The organism is Kitasatospora cinereorecta, assembly GCF_024172095.1.
GTDB lineage: Bacteria > Actinomycetota > Actinomycetes > Streptomycetales > Streptomycetaceae > Kitasatospora > Kitasatospora cinereorecta.
Genome location: NZ_JAMZDX010000004.1, coordinates 993,939 through 1,009,764, shown reverse-complemented (window position 1 = coordinate 1,009,764; position 15,826 = coordinate 993,939). Strand labels below are relative to the sequence as shown.

Annotated in this window: 9 protein-coding genes and 2 pseudogenes; 8 read left to right on the top strand and 3 right to left on the bottom strand. The window is 69.5% G+C overall.

Annotated elements, in window-relative coordinates:
- Nucleotides 1-260: 260 nt before the first annotated feature.
- Nucleotides 261-6,269: an RHS repeat-associated core domain-containing protein gene (locus FHR36_RS24960; protein ID WP_253800407.1), complete on the bottom strand. Its 6,009-nt coding sequence runs from the start codon at nt 6,267-6,269 to the stop codon at nt 261-263.
- 305 nt (nt 6,270-6,574) lie between these two features.
- On the opposite strand from FHR36_RS24960, the pseudogene FHR36_RS24955 reads away from it, so the two are divergent.
- Nucleotides 6,575-6,929, top strand: a pseudogene (locus tag FHR36_RS24955) (IS5 family transposase); the annotation flags it as partial.
- A 126-nt stretch (nt 6,930-7,055) separates the two neighbouring features.
- Here the strand turns inward: FHR36_RS24955 and FHR36_RS24950 are convergent.
- Nucleotides 7,056-7,442 (bottom strand): MerR family transcriptional regulator, encoded by a 387-nt coding sequence (locus tag FHR36_RS24950; RefSeq protein WP_253800732.1) that lies wholly within the window; start codon nt 7,440-7,442, stop codon nt 7,056-7,058.
- A 131-nt stretch (nt 7,443-7,573) separates the two neighbouring features.
- On the opposite strand from FHR36_RS24950, the gene FHR36_RS24945 reads away from it, so the two are divergent.
- From FHR36_RS24945 to FHR36_RS40375, 5 genes and pseudogenes are all read left to right on the top strand, one after another.
- Entirely contained in the window at nt 7,574-8,239 is a 666-nt protein-coding gene (locus FHR36_RS24945; RefSeq protein ID WP_253800406.1) for a class II aldolase/adducin family protein, read from the top strand.
- Complete coding sequence (locus FHR36_RS24940; protein ID WP_253800405.1) at nt 8,236-8,640, top strand: carboxymuconolactone decarboxylase family protein; 405 nt, start codon at nt 8,236-8,238, stop codon at nt 8,638-8,640. The genes FHR36_RS24945 and FHR36_RS24940 overlap by 4 nt, the downstream gene beginning before the upstream one ends.
- 298 nt (nt 8,641-8,938) lie before the next feature.
- A complete protein-coding gene (locus tag FHR36_RS24935; protein WP_253800404.1) occupies nt 8,939-9,679 on the top strand; it encodes a DUF6426 family protein in 741 nt (246 codons plus the stop codon).
- Entirely contained in the window at nt 9,679-10,812 is a 1,134-nt protein-coding gene (locus tag FHR36_RS24930) for a Fic family protein (RefSeq protein WP_253800403.1), read from the top strand. Before FHR36_RS24935 ends, FHR36_RS24930 begins: the two co-directional genes overlap by 1 nt.
- Nucleotides 10,766-11,772, top strand: a pseudogene (locus tag FHR36_RS40375) (cupin domain-containing protein). Before FHR36_RS24930 ends, FHR36_RS40375 begins: the two are co-directional and overlap by 47 nt.
- Nucleotides 11,773-11,949: 177 nt before the next feature.
- On the opposite strand, the gene FHR36_RS24910 reads toward FHR36_RS40375, so the two are convergent.
- Nucleotides 11,950-14,310: a M4 family metallopeptidase gene (locus FHR36_RS24910; protein ID WP_253800401.1), complete on the bottom strand. Its 2,361-nt coding sequence runs from the start codon at nt 14,308-14,310 to the stop codon at nt 11,950-11,952.
- A 570-nt stretch (nt 14,311-14,880) separates the two neighbouring features.
- Between FHR36_RS24910 and FHR36_RS24905 the strand changes: the two genes are divergently transcribed.
- Nucleotides 14,881-15,180, top strand: a complete 300-nt coding sequence (locus FHR36_RS24905; protein ID WP_253800400.1) for a hypothetical protein — start codon at nt 14,881-14,883, stop codon at nt 15,178-15,180.
- Between the two features lie 334 nt (nt 15,181-15,514).
- Nucleotides 15,515-15,754 carry a hypothetical protein gene (locus FHR36_RS24900; RefSeq protein ID WP_253800399.1) on the top strand — a complete coding sequence of 80 codons (240 nt, stop codon included), beginning with the start codon at nt 15,515-15,517 and terminating at the stop codon, nt 15,752-15,754.
- Nucleotides 15,755-15,826 lie beyond the last annotated feature (72 nt).

Here is a 15,826-nt window from a genome sequence, read left to right as displayed (position 1 = left end):
GGAACTGGCTGATGACGCCGACCCGCTTACCGCGGTGGCTTCCGACGCGTCGTCGAACGCGAGCGGAACGCTGACGTCATGCGGGAAAATTTCATCCACGAGCAGATCACATACCCAACGGCTTCGTCCAAGCCGGTCGATCCCTCGTGGTCAACGGTCTCGGCGGAGGCCGGTTGTGCTGTCCGGTGCCGCCTTTCGCCCGATCCGCCGGTTCCTGATGCCCAGGAACCGGCGCGGCTGGGGTTCTGTCCACCCCTCGTCTACCACCACCAGTAGGAGGCGATGGCGAAGTCGCTGTTGCCGTTCCTCCCCCAGTTCGTGGTGATGTTGCCGACGGTCCACCTCGCGCCCCAGGCCAAGGTGACCCGGGCCTGCACCCACTGTTGTCCCCTGACACGGATGTAGTGCGCGCCGCAATCCAGCTCGTCGGTGTAGATCAAGTACCGGATGCGCATCATCGTGGCCGAGATGTAGAACCCGGCGGTGAAGATTCTGCCGGTGGCCAGGAGCCCTGACGAGAGCACGTCCACCAAGGGGACGTAGAACCAGTTGGTCGGATTGGTCCACTGGGTGTTGATCCGGTACCACTGGCAGACACTGCAGCCACTCGTGTCGGACTTGGTGACGGGGTTCTGTGCAGCGTACTCGTAGGGGTTGGCGCTTCCCTGGAAGACCGGATCGGTCTGGAGGAACCGTCCTGTCTGCGGGTTGTAGACACGGGCGCCCATGAGGACCGTGCCGCCGAGCGCCGTGCCTCGTCCGGTGGCACCGAGCCAGCCGTACCCGCCCGGCGTCCCCGATTCGACAGCCCCGAACTCGGCGTAGAGGTACGTACCGGTCGGACCGGTGTCCGCCGCCGCCGGTACATCCGCAGCGACGGTCGCCATGATGTCGCCGTGCAGGTTGGCCAACTGGAAGACGACTCCGTCACCGGTCACGGTGGCGGCGAGCTGACCCGAAGTGCCGACCAGGCTTTCGCTCCACGCTCCGGATCCCGTCACGCTCCAGGTCGGACTGTCGGAGGAGTCGCCGTAGTGCTCGGTGGTGGTGGCCCCGGTGATGCTGTCGCTCTGGGCCCGGACGCGGCTGCCGAGCGGGTCCAGCGTCATGGTCAGCGTCCGCCCGTTCTGGGTCTGGCTGGCCGCCATGTCGTTGGTGTAGTAGGTCGCCGTCAGATCGCCGGCGCCGACGACGTCGGCGCTGGGGGTGGTCGATACCCGACCCAGTTGGTCGTATCCGTAGCCGCTGTTGGTGATCCGGTCGGCGGCGTCGAAGGTATTCGTCTGCGTGACCGCGTTCGCCGTCTGGCAGGAGCCGTTTGTCGCCGGAGCCGCCGAACCGGCCGTGAGACGGTTGGAATCGGCGTCATACGTGTAGGCCCGCGTGGTGCACTGCCCGGCCACTGTGTCGGCCACGCCAGCGAGCCGGTCGGCGGCGTCGTAGCGGTAGGACTGGCTGGAGTTGAGCACGCTGCGGCTCATCCAGTCGCCCTGGGCGTTGGGGACGATGCTGTCCGCGACACTCGTGGTCCAGTGGCTGTCCCGGTAGACCACCTTGGTCGCGGTGCCGGTCGCGTCGTAGGTGTACTGGCCGGAGACGGTCACGTTCCCCTTCAGCTGGTTGCCGCTGTACTGCTGGTGGTCGAGTTGGCCGTCGAAGTTGTAGTAGCCGTAGATGCTCGCGCCGCCGGCGGACTCGCTTATCCGGGTGAGACGCCCGCTGGTGCCCTCGTAGCTGTAGCTCAGGCTCTCGTGCGGATCGGTGCGGCCGGCGACGGTGCCGTCGACGTTGTAGGTGTAGGTGGTCTGCGCTCCGGCGGCGTCGGTGTAGCTGGTGACCTGGCCGAAGTCGTCATAGCCGGTCCTGATGTCGACGATGACTGCGTTGTTGGTGTCGACACTCTCCTCGTCGGTGACGGCGCCGGTCGACGCAGAGTAGACCCTGACCGTGGGCGGCACCGCGACGCTGCTGTCTCCGACGGACGTGATGCTGTTTTGGACCGGCCGCCCGGCGTTGTCGTACCCGATGGTCGTGGTGCGCGTAACCGTGCCGTTGGAGAGCGTGATGGTCACCGGCTGCAGAAACACGTTGTACGTGTACTGGGTCACAGGCAGGTTCGGCATGCCTGCGGTGCCCGGTTGCGCCGCCGGCTTGGTCTTGCACGTCAGATCGGCCCAGTTCGGCTGGTTGCCGCAGGACGCGTCGAGAGGGTTGGCTCCGGCCGTGTAGTAGATGGTGACCGTATCGCCGGCGGTGCCACCCGACGCACCGGCGGGCTGACGTGCCTCGATCTTCAGCGGCTCCCCGTTGTACAGGTTCGGATCCGAGTTGAACACCACGGTCTTGGTGATCGCCGCCCCGGCCGGATCCACCACTGTCTGAAGCGGCGTGCCCAGGGCCCAGCCGGAAGTGTCCGTACCGTTGCTGTACCTGTTGCTGGTGGCGCGGGCATCCACGTCGGAGGTGCCCGGCACGTTGGTACCCAGGCTGGCACTGGTGGTCTGGGTGGTTACCAGGTGGTAGGGCCCGCCGGCGGCCGGGGCGCCCTCGTTGTAGACCGAGTGGGTGTGGGTGCGGACGGTCTGGACGGTTCCTGCGGCCATTGCGGAGTGGGCCGGGCTGTAGGTGTCAAGGAGTTGGGCGCCGTCGGAGGAGTAGATGTTCTCGGTGTCCAGCTGGCGCGACAGCGCCACCGATCCGAGGCCGGTCATGTTCGGGTCCGTCAGCGCGGTCTCCCGGTTGCCCGGCGTCAGCTGTCGAACGACGTTTCCGTAGGCGTCGTATTCGGTGGTGGAAACGTCCCAGCCCGCAGCCGAGTTGTTGACCGCGTAGGTCGCATCGTTGGTCTGCCGGCCGTTGGCGTCGTAGTACATCAGGTGCGCATAGTGCCAGTCGCTGTTGCCGACCGGGCTGGCCGGGACGTGGGTGGCCGGGAAGACCGCCACCGCGGAGGTCGGGAGGTCGGCTTGGCCCCACTGGGCGACGGCCGACGAGGACATGTCGAGCGGGCCGCCGGCGGCGCGGCCGACCGGCACCCGGTAGACGATGGTTGTCTTTGCGGCCGCCCCAGTGGAGTGGGTACGGGTGACGGCGGTGACCTTGCCGAAGTCGGCGTCGCCGGTGGTGGTGTCGTAGGTGATGGTCCACGGCTGCAGTGCGTTGCTGCCGGCAGACTGCGCCGGGGAGACCGATGCGATGCGCCCGAGGCTGTCGTAGGTGTAGCCGGTGACCAGATTGGGGCTGACCCGAGGGTCCCATTCGCCGGTCAGCCGCCCGCTCGCGTCGTAGCGGTAGGCGGCGACCGGCGTCTGGGTGAACGTTCCACCGTCCACCGCCACCAGGCTGACCTGGTTGACGTTGCCTGTGACGCTGTCGTAGCCGAGCAGGAGAGCGCGGCAACCGGCGCTCCAGGTCGCGGCGCTCACCGGGTACGGACACGCCGCCTGGGTGGCGGCCAGGTCCGGGGTCAGCGGGTCGGGCGCGGTGACCAGCACCGGCTTGCCGCCTGCGTAGGTGTAGGCGGTCGACCGTCCGGTGCTGGCCTGGGTGACCGTGGCCGGCACGAACTGGCTGGGACGGCTGGCGTCGGGCGCGGTCAGGACGGTGCGCGTGCCGTTCGCGTCGACGAGGGTGAAGCCGCTGGAGTTCTTGGTCAGCGTCAGGGCCGCGGCCGCGGCCGAGCCCTGGCCGGAGTACGCGGTGACGCCGCCTGTGGTCGTGCCGGCGGTAAACACCGTGGTGGTTCCGTCGGCGGCGGTGAGCAGGGCGTAGCTGCCATTGTCGGTCAGTGAGGACCACGAGGAGCTGGTGCCGAGCACTGGCAGGCCGGACACCCAGCCGGGACCGAAGATCGACGGCGCAGCAGGATTGATCGAGTTGAAGGTGCGGGTGACCCCGAGGCCGCTGCGGTAGCTCGCAATCGACACGTCGGTGGCGGACAGGGCGGCGTTTCCGGTCTGCAGACCCACAGTGATCGGACCCACCTGGGTCGTTCCGTAGTCGCCGGACAGCCGATTGAGCGTCACGGTGACCGGTGTGCTGGCCAGCGCCTTCCCGGCCGCGTCGGTGAAGGCGGCCTGGATCTGGAGGCTGCCGTCCAGCGGCAGGGTACGCGCCGCGTTCCAGGTGTACTGAGCCGTACTCACCCCGCCCGTCACCACTGTGGTGTTCACCGGCCAGCTGACCGACGCCGTCGGCGATCCCAGCGGGTGGACATCACCCGTGGGGACGTCGACGAAGGAGCCGGTGGTGCCGGTGCGGTACTGGAAGCGGGCGTTGGCCGCACCGGACGGCGCGGTTGCCGCGAGGGTGAACGTGGTCGCGGTCTGCGCCTTGTCCGCCGGGCTGCTGACGCCTGCGGCTCCGATCCCGAAGGTGTAGGTGGCCGTGTTCGACGGTGCGCCCGCCGAATTCAGCGTGGCGGCGGTGAAGGTGTGCAGGCCCGCACCGGGGGCCAGCGGGACGGACACGGGGGCCCCGCTTGTGTTGACGGTTGTGGCACTACTGCCGTCGAGCTGCCACACCACGGCCGAAGTGTTTGCGGGTGCGGCCGGGCTGACGGTGATGCTGCCCGCGGTGTTCGGGTCCGTCGTCCACGCTCCGGACGGAAAGGTGGTGGAGCCGACGGACGGGGCTTGCACGCGCGTGCCGGTCGTGTCGACGGTGAAGATCTGCCAGCCCGACCACGGGCCGACGTCGAGGCCGTCATTGGCCTGCGCCCGCCACTCGTAGGTGCCGTCGGCCAGTGCCGGCGTGGTCCACGTTGCAGCCACGCCCGAACTCACATCGGCACCGCTGCCCGAGGCCACCCTCGTGGTCGGGGTCGGCGAAGAGCCGGACCAGACCTCGAATTTGGCTCCCACCAGGCCGCCGTCCGGGTCGGTGACCGTGGCGGACAGTGCCGGGGTGGAGCTGGAGGTGTAGAACTGGCCGCGGGTCACGGCCTCCGGACTCAGCGTCCGGTTCGCCGGTGCGGCCGGGATGGAGTTGTAGGTGACCGTCAGCTCCGGAGTGATGAACTCCTTCCACAGCTGGCTGTTGGTCTCGTCCGACGCGGTCAGCCCGATCGTCCACGCGGGCGCGGATGCCGCTGCGGCTCCTGCGATCGCTCTGGTGACGTCCAGGCTGAAGTTCTGGTGCGTCGCGTAGTTGTTGGAGGCTGGGGCGTCCTCATTGGGGCTCGCCGCGACGCTGGTGCCCGACACCAGATCGTTCTGGGTGGGCTGGCTGGACCACGTGGTGGCCGAGGTGAAGCCGGTGGTGTCCCAGACCTGAACGGTCGTCGGGCTCGAACTGGCCGCGGTGGACTCGTTCATCGTCAGCGAGGCGCTGATGATGTGGGCCCCGGCGAAGGGAGCGGTGTTCAGCTGGAGGAATCCGCGCCCGATCCCGAACCAGCCGGTGTTACCCACGTCCAGGACCGGAGCCGCCGCATCATAGGAGCTGCCGTAGCCCTGCATCAGATTCAGGGTGTGCGTGGTGGCGGCGTCCTGCAGGTCCGGCTGCCAGGAGGGATCGATGCTCACCGGGAACCGGGTGTCCGCCGCAGTCAACAGCTTCTGGTCCGGCACCAGGTCGAGCCCTGTTTTCGAGACGGACACCCCTACGGCCGCGTGTTTGGCTCCCCGCGCACCGGGGTGCCCGCTCACGGCGGTCGAAGACCCGACGGCCTGACCGGCGTCCCACATGCCGGGGGCCACGGCATGGAACCGCACCTTTCCGGAAACATCCTTCGCGGACAGGTTTCCGGCCGCGTCGGCGCCCACCGTCAACCCGCTGGCAACGACGTCGAGGTGAAGTGCAGTCAGTCGCGGATTGCGCGCTGCTGCGGCGGTTCTGACGACGAACACCTGGGAGAACCCGCCCTGCTTGTTCGCCGTGACCTTCAGGTCAACGTCTGGCAGCACGCTCGGATAGGTGGCGGTCGCGCCGGACACCGTCGGCGCGGGCAGCGAGCCAGGCCAGGACATCGCCAGCGCCGAGTCGCCGGAGCCAATCCTCACCAGCGGGGCCTTGCCGCCACCAGACAGCGTCAGCGGTACCGTCGTCGCCGTCGTGGACCAGGCACCCTCGCCGGTGCGAACCAGCGTCGGATCAAGATCGACCCACTTCGTGTCCCGAAGCACTCTGGTCGGCTCGGCGGTCCGGGTCGTGGTGAGAGTGCCGTCGGGATTCGCCCAGGTCCGTGACGAAGCCGCCGCAGCCGACAGCACTTCGACCCGCGAGCCCTGCTTGCGCGCGGTCATCGCCGCGGACACGGCGTCGCTCAACGCCACTACCGGCCGGACCGGCGACGCCGGTGACTTCGCCGAAGCCACGGTCGGCGCAATGCACGTGCCCACCAGGGCCGCTACAGCACTGATGGCGACCCCCGCGACCGCGGTGCGGCGTCTGCGCACGAACCGAGCCGGCCATCGAGATGAGTTCACTGCTGGGCCCCCTGCTTTCCATACACATCCGAGTGGTGCCGTGGAAATCGACTGAGGCTAGAGCTGCTGACCATGCACGGTCAAGACCTCGCTCGAGGCTGCCGTCCTAGGGTCCGTCTTCAAAGATGATCAAGCGATGAGAGATCATGTCGGGCGTGATACGTCGTCATGAGCTCTCGGATGCCGAGTGGGCAGTGCTGTCGCGGTTCCTGCGAGTTCGGGGACCGCGGGCCGGCCGCGCAGTCATGACCGGGTGGTGCTGAACGGGATCGTGTGGAAGCTGCGTACAGGTTCGGCTTGGCGCGACGTGCCGGAGCGGTACGGGTCCTGGCAGACCCTGTACACGCGTTTCCGCAGGTGGGCGCTGGACGTACGTTCTCGCGCATGCTGCGGCAGGTTCAGTCGGAGAAGGACGCGGCCGGGGACATCGACTGGCTGGTGTCGGTCGACTCCACGATCGTGCGGGCCCACCAACACGCCGCGGGCGGCAAAAAGGGGCAGTCGACCGGGACGAAGCGGGTGATCACGCCCTCTTCGGAGATGCGAGGCGAGCAGGGCCGGCGATCGGGCTGGGTGGTCACCTGGTCCTCGTGGCCGCCGTTGATTTCATCGTCCCCGCCCCGGAGTTCATGGTGCCGGATCCGGGGTCTGCCAGGCCGCCATCTGCTGCCGGAACTTCGGGCATCCGACGATGTCCTCTTCGCTGCACATGAGGGCGTGGGTCAGGAGCTGCTGGGCGTGGTCGAGATCGATCATGCGCTGCCGCATCTCGGTGATCTTGGCACGGATCATGGCCTCCCGGCGTGGCTGCTCCCGCTGGAACTCGCGGATCTCGGCGAGGCTCAGCCCGGCCTGCTGGTACGTGCGCAGGACCGTGATCCGCTCCACGGCCTCGGGCGGGTAGCGGCGCTGCCCGCCCTCGCGCTCGGGCGCGGGCAGCAGGTGGTGGCGCTCCCAGTACCGGATGGCCGAGGCGGGCACCTTGGTCATCTCGGCGAGTCGGCCGATCGTCATGCGCACGTTCCGCTCCTCCTGCTCCTCGTCGATCGGGGCATTTGACTTGAACCATAGTTCAAGCTGAAGAGTGGTCAGCACATGGACAGCGGCGAACAAGAGCCGCCGGCAGCACATTTGGAGATACCGCCATGAGCGACCGGGACATACGGAAAGAGCGGGCCGACCAGCTGGTGGAAGCCGCGGAGAAGCTCTTCGCGGCCGGGGTGATGTCCCACTCGGGGCACGCCAACCTCAGCGCCAGACTCGACGGTGAGCGCATCCTGCTGACCCCGGGGTTCGTCCGCGGCCTGAGGCCCGAACAGCTGGCGACCGTCGGCTTCGACGGACAGGTCCTCGAAGGCGAGCTGCAGTCCGTCAGCGCCGAGATCATCGCCATGCACAGCGCCGTGTACAAGGCCCGCCCCCACGTGGGCGCGATCATCCACACCCACTCGCCCTCCGCGACCGCCTTCGCGGTGGCCCACCGGCCGCTGCCCTGCCGCACGGAGCCGATGCTGCGCTTCGGCCAGGCCGAGGACGTGCCCGTCGTCCCCTGGGGACCGCGCGGATCGGACGTGTCGGTGCGTGGCATCGCCGACGTACTGCAACAGCGCCCGACAACGGCCGCCGTCCTGCTCGCCAACCACGGCCTCCTGGTGTTCGGGCCGGACTCGGCGGCCACCGCCCACCTCGTGGTGGCGATCGAGGAGAGCGCCGAAGCCGAGATCGCCGCCGCGGCGATCGGCGGGGCCGTGGACTTCCCCCCGGGCGCCCAGGAAGCCGTCCGCGCCTCGATCGCGCGGGTCACGTCATGACGGACGACAACCTCGCCTCCCGTACGGAGGCCGTCCGCGACCGCTACCGCTCCACCCTCGGAACCGTTCCCGGCGGCGTGCAGGAGCGGCTGCGCATGGCCACGGAGTTCGGCCGGCTGCCCACCGAAGAGGCGATCGCGGCACTGCGCCACATCGTACTGACCGACAGCCCGCTCGGCGGGCGAGTCCAACAGCTCGTCCACTTCGGCCAGTTGCTGGCCCTCGGCCGGGCCCACCCCGCCCGGATCCACGCCCAGGGCGCCCTCCACGCCGGCGCCGGCCTCGCCGACCTCATCGGCGTCGCCGAGACCGCACTCATCACGGCCGGCGTGCCGGCCTACGCACTCGGCGCCGAGATCATCGCCGAACTCCTGCCACCCGCAGACCCCGGCGAAGAGTGATCACCTGATCACCCGCTCCCTCATGTGGGGCGGCGTACCGGCCGCGGCGGCTCCCTCAAGCCACTGGCTTCGTCAGTGCCGCGCCTGATGATCGGCGCCCGACCCGAAGCAGCCGCCACAGCCGGTCTCCGCACAGCCTGTGACTCCTGTCGCGCAAGGTGACCGGATGAGCTGGTGCGGTTGCCGAAATTCATCCTGACCCACAGCTGGCAGCCCTGCGACTGTTGCGCCGAACTGCTGTCCAGCCTCCATGGCCAACTGGGCCGCCACCGAACATCCCTCCTCCCGAAAGAAGACGATGGACCTCAAGAAATTCGTGGTCGCCGCCGCACTCGGCGCCACCGTGCTCACCGCCGTGCCCGCGCTGGTCGCCCCGCACGAGGCGGCCGCCGACAGCAACTGCTGGGGCGAGTACCTGACCGACTGCAACCCCATCGACCCCTACGACCCGGGCGGCTGGGGCGACACTGGCACCGGCGACGCGGGCGGCGGCGGTGGCGACGCCATCGTCGACCTCAGCTCCGGCGTTGTGGGCCAGCCCGAGCCCGAGCCGGGCCCCCAGTCGGTCGTCATCACGGCCCCGGGCCAGCCTTTCGTCTATCCCGCAGACCCGCTGATGCCGACCGAGACCTGGTACTCGGGCAACGGCGGGGGGACCTGGGGCAGCTCGGTGTCGGCCATCGCCATCAAGGCCGGTGCGAAGCACTTCCTGCGGCAGCCGTGCCGCAAGAACAACGGCGACCTGCCGGTGGAACTGAGCGCGGACTCCACGTACAAGGTGAACTACACGACCAGCGACAACATCTCGGCCTCGGCGAAGGGCGTGCTCCAGGCCCAGGTCGGCCACCAGCTCAACTCCGAGTCCGATACGCGGCTCGGCCTCAAGGTCACGATCCCCCCGAGGCAGGGCTGGACGCTGGACGTCGAGTACCAGACCTTCACCTACGAGATCACGACGACGCCCTTCATCGGCGGAGGCACCACCGAGTACGCGAACGTCGTCGTGCCGACCGGTGGCTGGACGGCCGTCTCCTGCTGATGACCGACCGTTCCAGCGCGACGGCGGTGCGACGGGTCCTTCCCGTCGCACCGCCGCTCGACGCCGTGGCCATCCCGCCCGCCGCTCGTCGCGAAGCACTCGCCGCGCTCGCCGAACTGACCGCCGCGGCCGGCACCCACCTGGACGACCCCGACCTCTTCCACCGCCCCCGCTGGCGGCCCAAGCTCCACCGGAACCGCATCGCCGGAATCGAAGCCGCGCAGCTGGCCGACATGCTCGCGGCCGCTGCCGAGAACCGCACCACAGCCGGTCTGCTGGCCGTTCAATCGGTCCGCGCCGAGCTGCTCGAACACCCCGGCCGGCGCCCCTGCTTCACCCCGGACGCGCTCGCCGAACTGCACCGGCTGCTCATCGCGGGTGACCCCAACATCACGGCACCGGGCGGCTTCCGTCGTATGACTGTCAACGTCACCTGGGCCGACGGGCAGGTCTTCTCCATCGCGACCGCACCGGGCGCACCGTTGCAGGAGCAGGTCGAGCGCTGGCACCACTGGGGCACCCGCACCACCGCCCACCCCCTGGACGCGGCCGCGCTCGCCATGGCGGGGCTGCTGACGATCCACCCGTTCCCGGACGCCAACGGCCGCACCGCCCGGCTGCTCGGCCAGTGCGATCTCGTGGCCGCAGGCCTGCTGCCCGGCCTGCTGCTCGACCTCGACGCCTGGGTCGAATTGCACCGCATCGAACACGATGCCGCCCTGGTCGCCGCTGCCGACGGCGACCTCGTGCCCTGGGGAGCGGTGTTCGCCCGTGCGGTGACCGAGACCGCCCGGCACCGGACCGCCACCCTCACAGCCCACCGCCGGCTGCTCGGCACCGCCCTCGCACAGGTCGCCGACGACCCCGCTGCCGTGGCCGTCCTCACCCAACTCCGCGCCGCACCAGCGGTCTCGGCCGCCTGGCTGCGGGACCGTATCGCGCTCGACCCGCAGCCGCCCCTGGACCGCCTGCGCGCAGCCGGCATCCTCACCGACCACCCCCGCCTCCTCGGAGCACTCATCCACCCCCAACTCCTCGACCTGCTCGACAGCCCCTACCGGCCCGATCTGGCGGGGCAGTCCTCCGATGCCGAAGGAGGGACCGCTGCACCACGCCGGACCGGCACCGACTGACAGTGGCGACCGCACGCCACGCGGCAACTGCCAGGCCGAAGCCGTGCCCAGGGATGACCGATTCGGCCTCGAATCGACGAGCACGGCCAGCAGCCTGACGTCCCGCCTTGACGCCGCACCGAACAGCTTCCGTCCAGGAAGAACTGCCGGACGATCGCCGAGCACGCCGCTGACGTGCTGGGCGGCGCGCCGACCGACACCGGGAGGGCCGGATAGGGTGCCAGAGGGGTCCGCCGGTGTGACTGGAAGACAACTCGCCGGTGATGACGAAGGTCATCGAGCGGCTGCCCGCCTGCTCTTCGATCCTGAACGAGCACGGACAGTACGCGGGCTACGGGCGGGTCGGCGGGAGGCTGATCCGCGCCCAGCAGAGCAGCTCAACCTCGGGTCCGCGACCTGGATGCGGTGCTCGCGCAACTGCGCGCCAAGGGACGATTCAACGAGTCAGGAGGATTCGATGCCGACGGCGCGTCAATGGATCCAGTTGTTGGGGCTGGAGCCGCACGTCGAGGGCGGGTACTTCCGGCGTACGTTCCAGGCCGATCACCGGGCCCGGGTGCGTACGCCGGGGGCGAGCGCTACACCCTCACGTCGATCCACTACCTGCTGACCCACTGGTCGCCGATCGGCCACTGGCACCTGAACCAGTCCGACATCCTGCACTTCCACCACCACGGCGATCCGATCACCTATCACCTGCTCTTCCCGGACGGTCGGCTGGAGACCGCTGTCCTCGGCCAGGACCCGGGCCGGGGACAGCTCCTCATGCTCGCCGTCCCCGGCGGTGTCTGGAAGGCCTCCCACCTGACCGCCGGCGACCACGGGCTGATCAGCGAGGCGGTCTCGCCCGGGTTCGACTACACCGACATGACCCTCGGTCGGGCCGAGGATCTGCTCAGGCGATTCCCGGGACACGAGGAGCTGATCCGCCGGTACTGTCGTCCGGTCGAACCGGGCTGAGCCGTCGGCCACGGAGTTTCGCCGAGCTTCGCCGGGTCGGCGATCGCCCGCCAGTACGGCCGGCCCGGTCCGCCACAGGTCCTCCCGTCAGGCCCTCGAACGCGGTGCGAGGTCCCTCGAACGGGCGAGGGCCTGGCGGCTGCGGCCGCCAGGCCCTCGTGGTTCATTCGTTCAGGTTCAGCCCGTCTGGATCGCGGTGTCGTCGATCACGAAGCTGGTCTGGAGGGAGGAGTCCTCCACACCGTTGAACTTCAGGGTGACGCTCTGTCCTGCGTAGGACGACAGGTCGACCGACTTCTGGGCGTAGCCGGTGTTCTTGTCGAGGTTGCTGTACGAGGCGACCGTGGTGCCGTTGACGCTGACGGTCAGCTTGTCGTACTGGGTCGTGGTGGTGGTCTCCGCGGTGTCGATGTGCAGCCAGTAGCTCAGCGTCGCCCGGCAGCCGGTCGGGATGGTGACGGTCTGCGAGGCGCTGTCGGTGTGGGCGGAGCCGTAGCCGTTCAGCCACGCCTTCCACGATCCGCTGTGCGCCGCCTCGGAGGCCGAGTTGTCGACCACTCCGCTGGTGGTGGTCCAGGGCGCGGCGGAGCCGGTCTCGAAGCCCGCGTTGCCGAGCAACTGCGCCGGGGTGCAGACGCCGGTGCCATTGACGGTCAGCGAGAAGGTGGCCGTGTGGGTGGTCGACGTCCCGGCGCCGGTGATGGTGACCGAATAGGTGCCGGGCGGCGTCGAGGCGGCCGTGCTGACGGTCAGCTGGGAGGTGCCGCCGGTCGACACGGAGGCCGGGCTGAACGACGCGGTGGCGCCCGCGGGCAGGCCGGACGCGGACAGGTTCACCGTCTGCGCCGAGCCGTTGGTGAGCGTGGTGGAGACGGTGGCGGTCAGTGAGCTGCCCGGGTTGACCGATCCGGTGCTCGGCGAGACCGCCATCGAGAAGTCGTTGCCCGCGACCGTGCAGGTCGGGTCGCCGGACTGGGCGGGGACGCTGACAGCGTCCCAGGCGGCCTTCACGGTGTTGAACTGGCCGCAGGACGGGTCGAGGTTCTTGGCCGCCTGCAGCGTCCAGGTGCGGTACTTCAGGTACGAGCTGGCGGTGGTCTTCATCAGCTGGGCGTTGTACACGATCTTGAGGGCGTTCTGCACGCCGACGCCGCCCGTGACGGTGGAGCCGTTGCAGGTGGGGCTGGTCGGGCCGCCCGGCGGGTTGGAGCCCTGCGCGAGCAGGTAGAACCAGTGGTTGCCGGGGCCGGCCGCGGCGTGCACCTCGGCGCTCGGAATGCTGCTGGAGTAGCAGTTCGGGTTGTTGCTGATCAGCGACGGGTTGTACATGTTGCGGATCGGGCCGGTGCCCACCAGGTTGACCTGGTTGCCGACCAGGAAGTCCGGCACGGCGTACGGCGCGGGCTCGTTCATGAAGGCCTCGGTCGACGCGCCGTACACGTCGGCGATGAACTCCTGGGTGCCGCTGCCGGAGATGCCGCCGGGGGTGTGGTCGTCGATGCCGTGGCCCATCTCGTGGGCGAGGACGTCGACCGCGCTGATCCACTGGTTGGCGTTGTTGTGCCCGACCTGGACCTGCGAGCCGTCGTAGTAGGCGTTGACGTCGGCCAGGCCGACCCGGATCGGCCAGGCCCCGCCGTTGCCGTCCATGCCGTTGCGGCCCAGCCACTGCGCGAGCATCCGGAACTCGCCCTGCGCCACGTACTCGGCGTCGACGCAGCCGGTCTCCTTGCTGGTGGCGTCGCCGTTGCCCCAGGTGTCGGTGGTCTTGCTGAACGTCGTGTTGTTCGCGGCGTCCTGGCACGGCATGTTCGTGATGTTGGTGGGGCTCATCGTGAACTTGCCACCGGAGGAGGTGGTGTTGATGGTGAGCGGCGCGGGGCCGTTCCAGGCGCCGGTGCCGCTGCCGTGCAGCACGTGCTCCTGGGTGTGCAGCACGGCGCCGGTGCGCGCGTCGACGTCCACGCTCAGCCGGCTGTAGCCGTCGTCGCCGACTCCGTTCACCGTGGACTCCCAGGCCAGGGCGGCCGGGGCGTCGCCCAGCGCGTACACCACCAGCCGGGTGCCCTCGACCTTGGACACCGACTTCAGCTGCGCCGAGGCCACCTTCTCGGCCTGGTCGCGGCTCAGGCTCGGGCTGGTCGACAGCGTGCCGATCGCGTGCTGCTGGGCGACCGAGTTGTACGTGACCTGCCCTGCGCCGTTGGTCACCACGACGAAGTCGCCGCCGACCACCGGAACGCCCGAGTAGGTGCGCTCGTAGGGCACGTATTGCGACCCGTTCGAGGAAGCGACCTGACCTCGGACGAACTGCTCCTGCGGGCCGGCGAGCAGGAAGGCCGGACGGCTGGCCACCAGTGCGTCGGCGCTGCTTGCGGCCAACTGCTGGGAGGACTCGGGCGCGGGCGGCGTCGGCGCCGCCACGGCCGCCGTCCCGGCGGCGGTCAGACCGGCGATCACGAGCCCGGCGGCGGCGAGCACCGCCGTGCCGGAGCGGACTGTGCCGCGACGTCGGGCGTTTCTGACATGGGTGTGCAACTGGCTGCCCTCCCTGGGGGATGGGGGACGGCACGCAGGAACGGCCTGATGAGTCGCCCTGGCTTGTGTGCCGGCCCGGGAACGGGAAACTCGCGCACGTGCAGAGCGGACCGCGGCAGGTCACCTGCTCCCTGGGCATCACCGGATCAGGGTGAACGGGCGCAGTGTGGCCGGGGGCTGCCACAGCCGTGGGGGCGCGGGGGCGGCGGTGGCCGCCCAGCGGCAGAACGGTAGCGAAGGCGACGGACCGTCAACAGTCGGCGACCGTGGCGGGAACATGCCAATGGCTGATCTCGGCCAGATCGGCGGGAGCCGGCAACTGCTCAAGGATCAAGCCTCGGGGCCGTCCGGCGGGCGGTGGTGCCACGGTATGTCGTAGCAGATGAGAGCAGGCTGCTCCGCGGTCCGCCGTTCTCGACGGCGATGGCCTGGCAGGACGAGGCGGCACTCCCGGCCAAGTGCTTCGTTCGGAGACGATCAGTGCCGGCGCTCTCCTCTCCAGCGCCGCTCCAGCGGCCGCCGCGAGTATGCGCGCATCTGCACCGCTTCCGCCACGTAGGGGGAACAGCGGTGAAGCTGCGTGTACTTGCCCCGATCACCCTGGCCACCGTCCTCGCCGCCGGCCCCGCCACCGCCGCCGCCAACACCAACGCCGATTCCGCGAACGCCTGCCGGACGCTTCCCGGCAGATCCCTGCAGCTCTCCTTCGACGACGGCCTGGTGATGAGGTTCGACTACGCTGCCGACGGCAAGACCGTCAGTGGCACCATCCTCGCCCCGGGCGACACCGGTGGTGAGGTGACCGACCTCTACACCGCCATGCACAGCACGAACCCCCTGGAGGCGTACGCTCCGCTCCGGGAGGAGTAGCCGGCCGCATCGAGGGCTGAGTGAGCTATGGCGGAGCCGGTCACGAGTGCCGGTCGCCCCAGCTGCCAGGCACGCCTCGCCGCTACCGGTCCGGCACGCAGTGCTAATGCCCAGCGGACGGGAATACGGGGTCGGGGGCGGGACCGAGGCAGCGATCGTACGAGTGTCGGACGGTCACGTGCTGTGGAAGGCCGATGTGAATTCCTCATGCACCGGCCTTGCAGCCGGACCTGCGGGCGAGCTGGCTGTCGCGACCCTCAACGGGGTCATCCTGTTCGACCCAACGCAGGCCGTCCGAGATACAGCATAGGGAGATCCATCGCGAGCGCTGCGCATGTTCGGCCCAGTCGATCTCCCGTCGTTGTCCGGGGTGCTGCGCGGCGTCGTCGAGCTGTGCCGACGCGGTGACCGCTCAGTCGGTCAGGTCGCCAAGGACTTCGACCTCACCGAGACCGCGGTGCGGGACTGGGTGAAGCAGGCCATAGTCGACGTCGGCGAGCGCGACGCCCTGACCAGCGACGAGCGCGAGGAAGTGGCCCGGCTGCGGCGCGAGAACCGCCGCCCGACGGCCTGACCAGCGACGAGCATGAGGAACTGGCCCGGCTACGGCGCGAGAACCGCCGCCTGCGCGAGGACGTGGACATCC

Excerpts from the sequence above, each read along its gene's own strand:
- FHR36_RS24935 (WP_253800404.1), top strand. The coding sequence starts at position 8,939 with ATGGACCTCAAGAAATTCGTGGTCGCCGCCGCACTCGGCGCCACCGTG.
- FHR36_RS24930 (WP_253800403.1), top strand. The coding sequence starts at position 9,679 with ATGACCGACCGTTCCAGCGCGACGGCGGTGCGACGGGTCCTTCCCGTC.
- FHR36_RS24945 (WP_253800406.1), top strand. The coding sequence starts at position 7,574 with ATGAGCGACCGGGACATACGGAAAGAGCGGGCCGACCAGCTGGTGGAA.
- FHR36_RS24940 (WP_253800405.1), top strand. The coding sequence starts at position 8,236 with ATGACGGACGACAACCTCGCCTCCCGTACGGAGGCCGTCCGCGACCGC.
- FHR36_RS24950 (WP_253800732.1), bottom strand. The coding sequence starts at position 7,442 with ATGACGATCGGCCGACTCGCCGAGATGACCAAGGTGCCCGCCTCGGCC.
- FHR36_RS24900 (WP_253800399.1), top strand. The coding sequence starts at position 15,515 with ATGTTCGGCCCAGTCGATCTCCCGTCGTTGTCCGGGGTGCTGCGCGGC.